Raw genomic sequence first — 13,087 nt, 5'->3', positions numbered from 1 at the left:
GTCCGCAGGGGCCGCGGCGGCGCTGTGGCTGGTGCCTTCCGCGCGCAGGGCCGTGCCGTGGTGGTGGATCGTCCCGGCACTGCGGCTGGGCGGTGCAGCAGGAGTGCGGTGGGCCATCGGCGGTTAGACCCGGCTCGCTTCTGAGGCGATGCCAGGCGCTGCCGGTGGTCGAGCAGCGGCAGCGCAGCCTGCGGCGCACCGCCCAGGCCCCTCCCTAATGCCAGTTGCTGATCATGACGTCGTGCGGTGCGGGCTCTCCCTGCCCCGTTTCGATGAGCTTCTTCAGGCTCATCAGGAAGGTCGCCCACTTGGTGGTGCAGTGGTGCATGAACTCGCCGGGCTCCTTCCAGCCCTCGTGTCGGAAGAGCACGATCGTGAAGTCGTCCTCCTGCTTCAGCAGGAAGTGGACCGTCGTGCCGAGCCACTCCTCGGGACCGTCGACGACCTCCCAGACCACCCGCTCGCCCGGCTGTGCCTCAAGGACCTTCATGTCGAACCCGCCGGGCGCGAAGCGGAACCGGAGCACGCCTCCGACGTCCGGGTCGCCGTCCGTGTCCTTGGTCCACCAGGCCGCCAGTCCGTCGACCGTGGTCAGGGCGGTGTAGACGGCGTCGGGGGAGCCTATGACTCCGACCCTGTGCAGGATGTCCACCATCTCGGTATCTCCTTCTCGAAGTGTGCGTGGTCAGGTGTCCTGTGCGCTTGCCTGGGGCGGCTCGTGGCGCTCGCGTTCGATCGCCTCGGCGATCCGCTTGATGCGCCGCAGTCGGGCGTCCCAGCTCGCCCCCACCGACGCCAGTTGCGCGGTCGCGCGGGCGAGCTGGGCCTCGTCCACCTCGTACCGGCGCTCGCGCCCGGACGGAGTGACGTGCACCAGTCCGGCCCGCTGGAGCACGCCCAGGTGCTTGGCGACCGCCTGCCGGGTGACCGGCAGTTGCTCGCTCAGCGTGGTCGCGGTGCGGGCGCCGCCCGTCAGCAGCAGGTCGAGCATCCGGCGCCGCGTGGGGTCGCCCACCGCCGACCAGAGGTCGTCGTCGACGGGGGTGCTCATCGCGTCGACGCCAGCCGGGCGGCGTAGGCGAGGAGGCGGGGCAGGAAGTGGTCCCAGCCGGTGACGTGGTCGCGGTACTGCTCCTCGAGCACGGCCGCCTCCCAGCCCTTCTCCCGGAACCCCGTCTCGGTGAAGCGCAGCAGCGTGCCCGTGCCGGAGGGCAGGAGGTCGAAGGTGACCAACAGGGAATTGGACGGCGCCGCCGTCTCACCCTCGTCGTACACCCAGCGGAAGGAGAACCGCCGGGGCGGGTCGGCCTCCACCACCGTCACCGGTACCTCGGTCGCCTCGGGCGACGTCTTGTCGCCGAAGACGATGTGCCCGCTGGCACCGGGCACCGGCTCCAGCTCGGCCTCGTCCGGCCACCACTCCCGCAGGTGCTCGGGCCTGCTGACGACCTCGTAGACCACCTCCGGCGCCGCCTCGATGTGCAGCTCCCGCTCGATGCTGCCGTACTCCGTCGGCACTCCGCCCACCCACTCTCTCGCAACCTTTGGTTGCGTATTACCTTAGGTCTCTCCTCTCGTATGTGCAACCTTTAGTTGCGTTAGGGGTGGGCGGTCGGGCGTGCGCTGAAGGTGCGGCGGTAGGTGTCCGGCGGCACGCCGACCGTACGGTTGAAGTGGCGGCGCAGGGTCGTGGCGGTGCCCATGCCCGTGGCCGCCGCGATGACGTCGACACCGGCGTCACTGGTCTCCAGCAACTCCTGGGCCCGGCGTATGCGCTGCGTCAGCAGCCACCGCAGCGGCGTGGTGCCCGTCACCGCCCGGAAGTGACGGCCCAGGTGACGTGAGCTCATGCCCGCCTGCCGGGCCAGGTCCTCCACCGTCAGCGGCTGGTCAAGCCGTTGCAGCACCCACGGGAAGAGCGCGTCGAGCGGATGGCTGGCCGGGGCGGGCACCGGCGTGGTGACGAACTGCGCCTGCCCGCCGTCCCGGTGCGGCGGCACCACCAGACGACGGGCGACGGCGTTGGCGACCGCCGAACCATGGTCGAGACGGACGAGGTGCAGGCACAGATCCATCGCGGCGGCCTTGCCCGCCGAGGTGAGCACACGGCCGTTGTCCACGTACAGGACGTCCCCGTCCACCGTCACCCGCGGGTACCGGTCGGCCAGCGCCCGGGTGTGCGCCCAGTGGGTCGTGGCCCGCCGCCCGTCCAGCAGACCGGCGGCGGCCAGGACGAACGCCCCCGTGCACAGGGAGACCACCCGTGCCCCCGCCTCATGGGCCGCCCGCACCGCGTCGACGAGGTCGGCGGGCGGCTCCGCGTCGACATCCGCCCACCCCGGGACGATCACCGTCCCAGCCCGCGCGAGCCGCTCCAGGCCATGGTCGGGCTCCACCCGGAACCGGCCGACCCGCACCGCCTCCGCGCCGCAGAGGACGAGGTCGTACCAGGGGACCGTCACCCCGTCCGGAGCGGAGCCGAACACCTCGTGGGCGATGGACAGTTCGAAGTGCAGCATCCCGTCGGTGACGGCCAGCGCGACAGTGTTCACGTCCGGAATTGTACGGGTCGTGTCGTTCCGGACACTGGCCCGCGTACCGCCCCCTCACCAGGATGAGAGCACTGGATCACCGAGCAGGGGAGTAGGCCATGGAACCGAAGCGCACAGTGGCGGTGTTCGGCGCGTACGGGCACACCGGGCGCTTCGTCGTGACGGAACTGGTCAAGCGTGGGTTCCTCCCCGTTCTGTCCGGCCGCGACGCCCGCAAGCTGGAGGAACTGGCGGCGACCCACCCCCAGCTCCCCGTCCGCCCGGCGTCGGTCGACGACCCGGCCTCGCTCGACCACGCGCTCACCGGCGCCGACGCGGTCGTGAACTGCGCGGGTCCCTTCGCCACGACCGCGGCGCCCGTGATCGACGCCGCCCTGCGCGCGGGGATCGCGTACGTGGACGTGGCGGCCGAGATCGAGGCCAACGCCGACACCTTCACGCACTTCGCCGACCGCGCCCGCGCCGCCGGAACCCTGGTCGTACCCGCGATGGCCTTCTACGGCGGCCTCGGCGACCTCCTGGCCACCGCCGCACTGGGCGACGACACCGCGGCCGACGAGGCACACATCGCCTACGGGCTGAGCGACTGGCACCCGACCGCCGGAACACGCGCCGCGGGCCAGGTCTCCCACCAGCGGCGCGGCGGCCGACGCGTCCGCTACACCAACGGACGGCTGCAGTACCACGGCGACGACCTGACCACCCTCACCTGGCCCTTCCCGGCGCCCCTGGGCCCCCGCCCGGTCATCGGGGAGTTCACGATGGCCGACGTCGTCACCCTCCCCAGCCACCTCACCATCCCCGAGGTACGCACCTACATGAGCGTCGAAGCGGCCACGGACCTGTCCGCCCCCGACACCCCGGCACCGGTCGCCGCCGACGACCACGGGCGCTCCGCGCAGACCTTCCTCGTCGACGTCGTCGTACGCCGCGGCGCCACCGAGCGACGCGTCACGGCGCGGGGCCAGGACATCTACGCCGTCACGGCACCGCTCGTGGCGGAGGCGGTCGACCGCATCCTCACCGGCCGCACCAGAACCGTCGGCGTCGCCTCCGCGGGGGCGGCCTTCGACGCGGCGGAGTTCCTCGCCGCGCTGGAGCCGCACATCACCCTGGAGACACGTCCGTAGCGGTGCCCCGATACTGCTGCCGTGCCCCGCCAGGCTCCCCGAAAAGGCACAGGGGCGACGTTCACCGGCCGCGCGGGGTCAAGGTGAGGCCGAGGCGATCACACGGCGGCAGGGCCACGGCCAGCCGCGGGCGCGGATCGCCGTACACCCGTACGTCGTAGCGGCTCAGCACGGTGGCCAGGACGAGCACCGACTCCAGGGCGAAGAACGCCTGGCCCACACACTGGTGGGCGCCGTCCCCGAAGGGCAGGTACGCCATCGGGTGCCGCGCGCGTACGGCGGGCTTGTCGAACCGGCGGGGATCGAACCGCAGCGGGTCGGGCCAGAACTCGGCGAGCCGGTGGGTGAGGTACGGCGAGAGGACCAGCGTGGTCCCGGCCGGTACCGGCACCCCACCGACCTGGTCGTCCTTCCGGGCCACCCGGGGGACGGCCCACGCCATCGAGTACAGCCGCATCACCTCCGCCATCACCTGCTGGGTGAAGACCAGTTCCCGCGCGTGCTCCGGCCGTGGCGGCCCGCCCGCCAGCACCTGGTCGGCCTCCCGGCGGACCTCGGCCATGACCGCCGGATGCCGGGCCAGCACCGCCCAGGCCCAGGTGAGCGTGAGGGCGCTGGACTCCGAACCGGCCACGAACAAGGCCACGATGTCCTGGCTCACGTGCTCGTCGCTCAGCGGCTGGCCGTCGGCGCCGCGCCCCCGCAGCAGGCCGCTCATCAGGTCCGTGCCGCCCCTGTCCTCGCGGCGGGCGGCGTCGATGACGGGCAGCAGCGTCCGGTTGATGGCGCGGGTCGCCCGCAGGAACGCCCGGTCCCCGGGCAGCGGCACGCGGTGCGGGACGAAGGGCATCGCCATGCGCCACAGCAGCGCGTCCAGCGCCGTGGCCACGTCCGCGCCCAGCCGGTCGCACTGCTCCACCCCGATACGGGAGCCGAAGAAGACGGGGTTGATGACCCGGTGCACCAGGCGGGTCATCCCCGCCACCGCGTCCACTGGCCGCTGCCCCGCCCGGCTGGCGAGTTCCTCCACCGCCTGGTCGATGGAGGCGGCCATGCCCGCCCCGGACCGGCGCAGGTACCCGCCCGACATCCCCTGGCACAGGATGTCCCGGCTGGCCAGCCACCCCGGCCCCTCGCCAGCGATGCCCCTGCCCGTCAGCCGTCCCAGGGCGTCCCACAGGGCGGCCCCGCGCACGTAGTTCCGCACGCCGTCCCGCAGCACGTACCGCAGGTGATCGGGGTGCGTGACCAGCAACGGGCGGAACGGCCCGAGTTCCAGCCGCACGACCGCTCCCCGCGCCCGCTCGCCGACCTCTTCCACCAGCCCGAGGGGGCCTCCTCGCGCCAGCCCGGCCAGGACGCGACGGAGAGGCACGGCCTCCACACGGTCGACGAGGGACACGGGCATCACGGCCGCCTTCCGGTCACGGAACCTGTTCTTTTCGGGGCGATTCGGGAGCCTAGGAGCGCAGCCGCTTCCCGGGAAACGACCTGGCCGCGTGTGCGGCAAAAGACAGCCGGAAGCGTGTCGGAAGCGCTCCGGAAGTGGTCCCGAAGCCCGCCGGAACCCCTTCGCCGCTGGCAGCGGAAGCGGCGGTTCGGGTCCGATGGGCGCATGACGACGTCAAGGGGTACCGCGCGTCACGGCACCGGTTCCGGGTACGCCGGGCAGGGAACGCAGCAGCCCGCCGACGGCCGCCAGGTCCGTCCGCGCGAGATCCTCGGGACGGATGACCACGCGGAGTTCGGGGGCGGTGGTCGGTTCCCGGCGGGCGTACGCGGCGAAGCTCTCTATGATCATGAACAGCAGCTCCGTACGGTCGAGTTCGACGACCCGCGCGAGTCCCGTGCCGACCAGCGGCATGGCCACCGGCTTGTACATGCCGTACCGGGCGACCGACCGCCACAGACTGTCGAGGCTGGCCCGCAGGTCCTCCGGCGCGGAACGGGCCACCAGGTCGTTGCCGAGCCGGGAGTAGGCGACGGCGAACACCCGGCGCCCGTCGACCACCAGGGGGACCGTGGTGCCCAGAGGGTAGCGGACGCGTCGGCCGCGGGGCTTGTCCTGGGGCCGCTCGGTGCTGGCGGGCGTGACGGAGCGCAGACCCGCCTGGAGCCGGTCGTCCAGGAGCTTGCGCTCGCCGTTGAACAGGCGGCCCACCAACTGGCCCTGGACACTGTCCCGGCTGATCACCAGGTCCTGCTCGGTGGCGGTGTCGAAGGTGTCGGTGAAGCCGACCACCAGGTTGGCGTCGTCCTGCGCGAACAGGTCACCGCGGACCACGACCAGGTCGCCGCCGGAACCGGTGATCGGCTGGCGCAGCAGTTCCTGGCCGTGCCGCTCCCGCAGCCGCGCGCGCAGCGTCTGGAGCATCCCGGCGACCTCCGGGTCGTCCGGCCGCTCCAGCGTCAGACGCTCGGCCACCGGTACCGCGAGGTCGTAGCGGCCCAGTTCGGTGTGGGCGGTGATCAGGTGCCGCCGGGCCGTCTCGTGCAGCGCCGTGAGCCGCCGCACCAGGGGCTGGGCGAACGGCTCGTCGCTCAGGTCGGCCAGCGGGCGGCCGGTCACCAGGTCCAGCGCGGTCATCAGTTGGTGCGCCGCCGACGCTGGCGCCGCGAACAGGGCCGAGCCGACGAGTTCGGAGAACTCCGCGCAGTCCAGTTCGTCACGGCCGAGGACCAGCCGGTACGCCGTCTCGGGGGTCGGGGCCGCCAGCAACTGCTCGGTGCGCAGCACCCGCTGGCCGGTGCCGTCGCGTGCCGGGTCCAGCGCGCGGCGCAGTTCGAGCACCCGCTTCTGCACCTCGTTGCGGGCGCGACCGGCCTGACCCGGACCGGTGTGCGCGGCGCCCCACACATCCTCGTAGAGCCGCCGGACCGGCACCGGATCGCCTTCGGCGGCCACCAGCCGCAGGAGTAATCGCTTGGTCAGCGGGGTCAGGCGGCCCGGCTCACCGTCGACCTCCACTCTGGTCCGTCCCAGGACACAGACCCGGATACGTGTCATGACACGTGGTCTCCACTCGCTCCGCGCTCCCCCCTGTCCCCTGACCGCGGGAGCAGCCTCGGCAGCGTACCAAGCGGGCATTTGGGGGAGTTGTGCTTTTCAGGGGTTTCCCGGGCCGGGCGCCCGGCCCGAGCCGGATACGGCGTTCGCGGGGGCGGCTGTCGGGCGGCGCCCGGGGGCGGCGGGCGTTCGTGGGCAGCGCCATGGCCGCGTTCGGCGGGGTGTCGGCGGTCGTGCAGTTCGTCGGCCAGCTCTTCCCGCAGGCACTGGATCCCGCGCCGGTGCTCGGTGGCTCCGTCCTGCTCTGCGTGGCCTGGGCGGTGGCCCGCGGCAGGCGGCCCGTGGCCGTGGCGCAGGACTTCAGGCGCCCGAACATGACGGTGTCGGTGGGGTGCGGCGACCTCTTCGAGGAGCGGGCGCACCTGGTCGTCGGCTTCAGCGACACCTTCGACACGGACGTGCGCGACGGCGTCGTCATCAGTGGCGGCAGCGTGCAGGGCCAGTTGCTGCACCGCCGCTACGACGGTGACACCGCTCGCCTGGACGGTGAGCTGGGGGCGGCGCTGCGCCCCGTGCCGCCGCTCGCCCGCGAGACCCGCGAGGACAAGCCGCACGGCAAGCTGGACCGCTATCCCGTGGGCACGGTCGCGGTGCTCGGGACCCGGCCACGGCTGGTGTTCGCGGTCGCCTACAGTCGGATCGGCAACGACCTCGTCGCCCGGTCCAGCACGGAGGAGCTGTGGCTGAGCCTGAACCGGGTGTGGGACGCCGTCCACCGGTACGGGCAGTTGGACCGGGTCGCGCTGCCACTGCTCGGGTCGGGACTGTCCCGGCTGCACGGGCTGGACGAGGAGAGCCTCCTGCGGCTGATCCTGCTGTCCTTCATCACCCGATCGAGGGAACGGGTGATCTGCCGGGAACTGCGGATCGTGCTGCGACCGGCCGAGGCGGAACGCGTCGACATGACCGAGGTCGCCGCGTTCCTCAGGGTGCTGGCGGCGGACTGCGGGCCTGCGCGGTGAGCGGCACCGCGCGGGGGAGTGGCCCGCTGGACCGCCCGCCGGGCCGGGCTTGCCCGCTGCCACTCCGGCGGTCAGGGGGCACGCGACCGCCCACGGGGCTTGCCGGGCAGTCGTGCCTGCCGCCCCGTGGCTGCCGGGGCCGGGCTTGCCCGCTGCCACTCCGGCGGTCAGGGGGCACGCGACCGCCCACGGGGCTTGCCGGGCAGTCGTGCCTGCCGCCCCGTGGCTGCCGGGGCCGGGCTTGCCCGCTGCCACTCCGGCGGTCAGGGGAGCACGCGACCGCCCGCTGGGCCTGCCCGGCAGGCGTCCCCGCCGCCACCCGGCAGCCGTCCCCCACCCCACCGGCCAGGGGGGCACGCACGCCGCCGCCCCCGAGGCGGGCCCGCACGTGCTCCGGCCCGCCCCGGGGGCGGTTGTGCCGTCCCCCCAGACGGCACGCGAACCGCCGCGCCGCACGGCCCGGCGGTGGTCGGCAAGGGCCTCAGGGCCGCCGCTGATAGGCGCTCAGGTGCCGGAACGGCCAGGTCTGACGCCAGTCGGAGCCGGTGTCGTTGACCGCGCACCCGGCCTGCTTCAGCCGCTCCACCACCCTGCCCAGCGCGGTCTCGGAGCCGTCGAAGCGGATCACGTTGCGGCCCGCGATGTCCGCGATCGGGCGCAGCGAACCGATCTCGACGATCAGCGTGCGCTCGGGGTAGGCCATCAGCACCATGCCCAGCTCGATCAGCACGTTCGGCCGGGGCTGCCCGACGGGCTGGGTCTCGTAGGACGGCTCGTTCGGGCCGTACAGGTCGGGGTGGAGCGTGACGATGTCGTCCGGGGTGAGCAGCACCAGCGCGGCCTGCGCCTGCGCCGGGGCGGCGGCGACCACGTCGCCGAGGAACGGGGCCGTCTGGCCGGTCGCGCCGACCAGGTCCTCCCATTCCTTGGGCCGCAGATCGAGTCGGCGCAGCAGCTCGAACATCTCGCGGCGGGCCTGCTCGTCACGGCCGTGTACGACGAAGACACTGCGCGCCACGCTGGAGGCGTCCGCCCGACCCGCCCGGCCCATGGCGCCCGCCTGCCCGCGCCCGGCCGCCCCGTCGCCGGAGGCAGGGGAGGGCACGACGGGGGAGTGGTCGCCGAAGGACTGGGTCCCGCTGTTGCCGACGCTCTGCGTCCCGCCGAGGTTGGTGTTGCCGCCACCCCCGAAGGTGACGTGGTCGAAGGAGTTGTCGCGGAACTCGTGGCCGCTCATGCGGGACGCCTCTCTCGGGTGATGCCGGAGTTGTTGCCGAAGGTCTGGTTGCCGCGGTTGCCGACGCTCTGCGTGCCGCCGAAGTTGTTGTTGCTGTTCGCGCCGAAGTTCTGCTGGAGGATGTTGGTCTGGTTGGCCTCGTGCTCGCGGGTGTCGACGTCGTGGTCGTGGAGGAAGTCACCGATGATCTGCAGCAGATGGCGCTCGACGATCTGGGTGTACTTGCGGGCGTCGCTCTCCTGGAAGAAGTGGTGGAACACGTTGGGCGTGGCCAGCTCCCGCACGCTCGCCCGGGCCCCGCAGTCGACCACCTGGTGGGCGTAGCGGCCCAGCCCGAACTCGCTGTGGTCGGTGGGCTGGGCGACCTCCACCTTGACGGTGTCCGAACCCACCTTCCGCGGCAGCCGCTCCTTGAGCGGGTTGAACGCCAGCCCCAGCAGCTCACCGGGCGCGCTGCGCACCACGTGCCAGGCGATACGGCACATCAGCGCGCCGTCGATCCGCTCGGGCAGCCGGTCCACCAGCCGGAAGCTCTGCGTGATCGGCGCCAGTACGTACGTGTAGAACTCGGTGTGCAAGGTGGTGCCCTTGATGTCGAACCCGACGAACACCGTGGTCACCAGCTCCTGCTGCCAGGCGCCGATCCGCACACACAGGTACTCGCGCCCGGCGTCGTAGTCCTCCCGCCAGTGCTCGTCCGGCCCGTCGAAGTCCTCCGGCTCGCCCGTGTCGAGGAACCGTTCGGCCTTGGTGAACCGGCGGCGTTCCACGGACAGCAACTGGACGCGGTCGGCCGGGCGGGGCGTCTCCTTCAGCTCCTTGAGCATCCGCTGCTGCACCCGGTCGGTGATGTCGGCGGCCGTGAACGGCACGATCGCCCGCCGCCGCACCTCCCCGCCCCCGGACGCGTCGTCGGCCGAGCCGTTCTGCCGGGGCAGCGGCAGGCCGCCCTCGAACAGCGCCTGCCCGAAGGGGTTGGCGGGCTTCTCCGGTACGCCGATCAGCAGCTCCGCGTTCGACCAGCTACGCCATAGCTGTCCCGCGCCGACGAAAGGCTTGTAGCCGCCGTAGTAGACCGTGTCGGAGTTCTGCTCGGCGGAGATCTTCCTGACGATCGCCGACGTGAGGTGCCGGGACCTCGGGTAGCCCGCGCCGAAACCGGGGCGATCCTGCGGCGGGGCGAGGTGCCTGGTGAGCATCCGCAGCACCGCCAGGCGGCGCAGGAACATGGTGGCCCAGGCGAGCCAGCCGAACAGCAGCGAGGCGACCAGGAAGTCCAGCAGCCCGGTGACCGAGCCCGTCAGGATGAGGACGGCGCCGCCCGCCAGCGTCAGCACCTGCTGGCGGCGCAGACCGGCGGCGGCGAGCGCGTGGGCGAGCACGGGCACCGCGTCGTAGCCGTAGGAAGGCGCCACCACCCGGTAGCGGTGGGTCAGCAGTTCCCGGATGACCGCCTTGCGGTAGAGCGGGTCGAGATAGGTACCGGCGCACAGCAGCCGGGTGGCGTTGCTCGTCGCGTCGGGCGGCGGCGGGGAGTTGTCTGCGGTCATGGGGTCGGTCACTGCCTCTCGGTGACGTCCGCGGCGGTGATGACGCCGTCCCGAACCGTGTAGGAGCCGTCGAACACCTTCTGCGTGCCGTCCGACTCCCGCGAGGTGACGGTGGCGAAGACCAGGTCGCCCTCGACGCCGTCGACGGTGACGGCGACGGCGGCCGTGGTAGTGAAGCCGTCGCTGAAGGACTCGAAGTCGGCGGCGAGGTTCTGCCCGCCGAGCTGCCAGGCGGTGGTGTAGTCACCGCCGTCGATCGCGGCGAAGTAGGCCATCACGGTCTGCGCGTTCGGGTCGTCGGCGTACTCCTCGCCGGTCGCCGTGTCCGGGTCGGTGGGCTCGTCGGTGGGCTCCTGGGTGCCGTAGAAGTCCGTCGGCTCGTCGGTGACGCCGTCGGACCAGGAGGGGATGTCACCGGCGTCGCCCGGCGCACCGTCCGGGACGCCGCCGAACGGCGAGTCGCCGCTCCAGTAGTCGGAGCCCGCGGAGGAGCCGTCGCCCTCGCCGCTCGCCCGGTAAGCGACCGCCAGTACGACGATCAGGACGAGCGGCACACCGATGATGATCAGCGCGTTGTTGCGTATCCGGCCGGGTTCGAGGGTGAGAGCCGGAGCGGCGTAGGACCGCGCGGGGCTCCCCGGTACTCGTGTCGTACTCATCTGTCACCTAACTGCTTCCGGCGCCGATCACGGAACCGGTCGGCCCGCGGCGGGCCGGGGTGCTGTGTGCGTGGCCCGATCGGACCAGCGACCCCGCTTCCGACACCAGCTCCCACCGCTTCCGAGCCACTTCCGATCGACTTCGGACGGGGCGCCGCGGCTGCGGGTGGAGCTTCCCCCGGGCCGATCCCCACCGCTCCGGTGATGTCGCGGACCTGCCAGCCCTTACGCAGGGCGCCTGTTGGACTGATGCCGCAACGACAGGCTCCTCGCAGACCCCTCGCAGACCCCTCGCAGGCTCACAGGCCGTCAGGATGGAATTCACGGCCTCGGCTGGCCGTGGTCTCGGTTGATGCTGTGCGTGTTCATGCTTCTGCTGGCCGTGGCGAACTTCCTGGCCGCGGCGGCACCGGACTACTGGCTCGTCCTCGTCTCCCGCGTTCTGGTCGGCGTCGTCATCGGCGGCTTCTGGTCGATCGGCGCCGGTCTGGCCGAGCGCCTGGTGCCGGCGGAGTCGGTCGGCCGGGCCACGGCAGTGATCTTCTCGACGGTACCGCTGGGCTCGGTGCTCGGTGTACCGGTCGGCACCCTCGTTGGTGACCTGGCGGGCTGGCGCACGGCGTTCGTCGTCATGGGCGCTCTCACCGTCGGCGTACTGGTCATACGGAGCAGTCCCTGTCTCCTCCCAGGCATGGTTCGCCAAGGCATCCCCCGCTGCGCCTGAGGCGGCCTCGGTGCTGTTCACCGCCTCCTTCCAGGCGACGATCTCGCTCGGCGCACTGGTCGGCGGCGTGATCGTGGACCAGACCTCTCCGTCCGCCGTCATGCTGCTCGGCGGCATCACCGCCGCGCTCACGATCGTGGCGGTGTGGCCGCGCAGTCCCCGCTCACCCGCCCAGCCAGTGGCTTGGGCCACCTGCTCCGAAGGGCAGTGAGGAACATCCTGGGCAGGCTAGGCTGCGGTCCTTCGGCGGATAGGGGCATGGCGTGCGGCGGCAGCGGGGGATATGGGGAGTCGTGCTCGGCATGGCCCTGGTGGCCGTCGCTGGCTGCGGTTCCGAGACCGCCGAGACCGCCGGGACCGCAGAGACCGCCGGGACCGGTGAGGAGGCGGCAGGTACGGCCACGGCCGCCGCCTGGACGCTGGCCGCTCCGATCGCCATCGACGGCGTCCGTACCGCCGACGGCGGCCGGTCTCTGGTGGTCGACGCCGAAGTGCCCGACGGGGCAGGCGAGTGCGTGCGCGACCTGCGCGGTGAACTCGAGACCGTCGAGCACGGCACGGTCTACGCGAAGGTCACGTACGAGACCCGTGCCCAGGACCAGGGCTCTGGCTGCACCGGCACGCGGCGGGTCCAAGCGACGGTGAAGCTGGGCGAGCCCCTGGGCTCCCGCAGGGTCATGGTGAACAGCATGGAGGTGTACACCCCCGTCGGTGCCACCCCACCCGCCTTGCGGGAGTGCGGTGAGAACGGCTGCGATCCCACGCCACCGCGCTGTACTGACTCCTCGTACCAGCAGGCGGTCAACGACACGGACATCCCCCGGCACACGAGTTGGGAGGAGCGCGGCTGCGACGACACGTGGCTGGTGCTGGACCTGTCGACCCGGATGGGGCCGGTGTGCGGCGATGTCGGCGACGGGTGCTCCTCCTCGGCTGTCTCCCAGCGCTGGTTCTACCGGGCCGGACCCTCGGGCTGGCGGCCGGTAGCCACGAACGGCGACGCAGGGTGCGCCGGAATCCACAACGTCCTGCCGGAACTTCCCGAGCGTCTCTGCGCGTCGCTGCCGCGACTCGACCACGGCTGATCCCTCAACGCCTTGGTCCGGGCGGGGGAACCGTTCACGGTCCTATCGCTTGAGCCCGAGGGGGCACGCGGGGCCGGGCACCACTCCGCTCAACCCCAAGGCCCCTGTGGGCAGTCGGCGG

At 72.4% G+C, this 13,087-nt stretch carries 12 protein-coding genes and 1 pseudogene; 4 read left to right on the top strand and 9 right to left on the bottom strand.

Annotated features, from left to right (window positions below):
• Positions 1 to 214: 214 nt before the first annotated feature.
• The 4 genes from ACFQZ6_RS01260 to ACFQZ6_RS01245 form a co-directional block, all read right to left on the bottom strand.
• Entirely contained in the window at positions 215 to 655 is a 441-nt protein-coding gene (locus ACFQZ6_RS01260; RefSeq protein WP_381604460.1) for an SRPBCC family protein, read from the bottom strand.
• 30 nt (positions 656 to 685) lie between these two features.
• Entirely contained in the window at positions 686 to 1,051 is a 366-nt protein-coding gene (locus tag ACFQZ6_RS01255; protein ID WP_381604459.1) for an ArsR/SmtB family transcription factor, read from the bottom strand.
• Positions 1,048 to 1,518, bottom strand: coding sequence for an SRPBCC family protein (locus ACFQZ6_RS01250; RefSeq protein WP_381604458.1), 471 nt, complete (start codon positions 1,516 to 1,518; stop codon positions 1,048 to 1,050). Before ACFQZ6_RS01250 ends, ACFQZ6_RS01255 begins: the two co-directional genes overlap by 4 nt.
• A gap of 80 nt (positions 1,519 to 1,598) precedes the next feature.
• Entirely contained in the window at positions 1,599 to 2,552 is a 954-nt protein-coding gene (locus ACFQZ6_RS01245) for a helix-turn-helix domain-containing protein (RefSeq protein WP_381604457.1), read from the bottom strand.
• A gap of 98 nt (positions 2,553 to 2,650) precedes the next feature.
• Between ACFQZ6_RS01245 and ACFQZ6_RS01240 the strand changes: the two genes are divergently transcribed.
• A complete protein-coding gene (locus ACFQZ6_RS01240) occupies positions 2,651 to 3,682 on the top strand; it encodes a saccharopine dehydrogenase family protein (protein WP_381604456.1) in 1,032 nt (343 codons plus the stop codon).
• A gap of 61 nt (positions 3,683 to 3,743) precedes the next feature.
• Here the strand turns inward: ACFQZ6_RS01240 and ACFQZ6_RS01235 are convergent, their stop codons facing one another.
• Together ACFQZ6_RS01235 and ACFQZ6_RS01230 are read right to left on the bottom strand one after the other, a co-directional pair.
• A complete protein-coding gene (locus ACFQZ6_RS01235) occupies positions 3,744 to 5,090 on the bottom strand; it encodes a cytochrome P450 (RefSeq protein WP_381604455.1) in 1,347 nt (448 codons plus the stop codon).
• A 216-nt stretch (positions 5,091 to 5,306) separates the two neighbouring features.
• On the bottom strand, positions 5,307 to 6,689 hold the full coding sequence (locus ACFQZ6_RS01230) for a macro domain-containing protein (protein WP_381604454.1): 1,383 nt from the start codon (positions 6,687 to 6,689) through the stop codon (positions 5,307 to 5,309).
• Positions 6,690 to 6,781: 92 nt separating this feature from the next.
• Between ACFQZ6_RS01230 and ACFQZ6_RS01225 the strand changes: the two genes are divergently transcribed.
• Positions 6,782 to 7,711 (top strand): macro domain-containing protein, encoded by a 930-nt coding sequence (locus tag ACFQZ6_RS01225; protein WP_381604453.1) that lies wholly within the window; start codon positions 6,782 to 6,784, stop codon positions 7,709 to 7,711.
• 481 nt (positions 7,712 to 8,192) lie between these two features.
• Here the strand turns inward: ACFQZ6_RS01225 and ACFQZ6_RS01220 are convergent, their stop codons facing one another.
• Genes ACFQZ6_RS01220 through ACFQZ6_RS01210 form a run of 3 tightly spaced genes read right to left on the bottom strand, consistent with a single transcriptional unit; the run spans position 8,193 to position 11,157 of the window.
• Positions 8,193 to 8,948: a TIR domain-containing protein gene (locus tag ACFQZ6_RS01220; protein WP_381604452.1), complete on the bottom strand. Its 756-nt coding sequence runs from the start codon at positions 8,946 to 8,948 to the stop codon at positions 8,193 to 8,195.
• Positions 8,945 to 10,498 (bottom strand): hypothetical protein, encoded by a 1,554-nt coding sequence (locus ACFQZ6_RS01215; RefSeq protein WP_381604451.1) that lies wholly within the window; start codon positions 10,496 to 10,498, stop codon positions 8,945 to 8,947. Before ACFQZ6_RS01215 ends, ACFQZ6_RS01220 begins: the two co-directional genes overlap by 4 nt.
• 8 nt (positions 10,499 to 10,506) lie before the next feature.
• Positions 10,507 to 11,157: a hypothetical protein gene (locus ACFQZ6_RS01210; protein ID WP_381604450.1), complete on the bottom strand. Its 651-nt coding sequence runs from the start codon at positions 11,155 to 11,157 to the stop codon at positions 10,507 to 10,509.
• A gap of 346 nt (positions 11,158 to 11,503) precedes the next feature.
• On the opposite strand from ACFQZ6_RS01210, the pseudogene ACFQZ6_RS01205 reads away from it, so the two are divergent.
• Positions 11,504 to 12,092 (top strand): annotated as a pseudogene (locus ACFQZ6_RS01205) (MFS transporter); the annotation flags it as partial.
• 91 nt (positions 12,093 to 12,183) lie between these two features.
• Positions 12,184 to 12,966, top strand: a complete 783-nt coding sequence (locus ACFQZ6_RS01200; protein ID WP_381617974.1) for a hypothetical protein — start codon at positions 12,184 to 12,186, stop codon at positions 12,964 to 12,966.
• Positions 12,967 to 13,087 lie beyond the last annotated feature (121 nt).

Source organism: Streptomyces flavalbus, assembly GCF_042674625.1.
In the GTDB taxonomy this organism is placed as follows: Bacteria; Actinomycetota; Actinomycetes; order Streptomycetales; family Streptomycetaceae; genus Streptomyces; species Streptomyces flavalbus.
The sequence above is the reverse complement of the archived record's forward strand: the minus strand, read 5'-3'. Positions and strand labels throughout refer to the sequence as shown.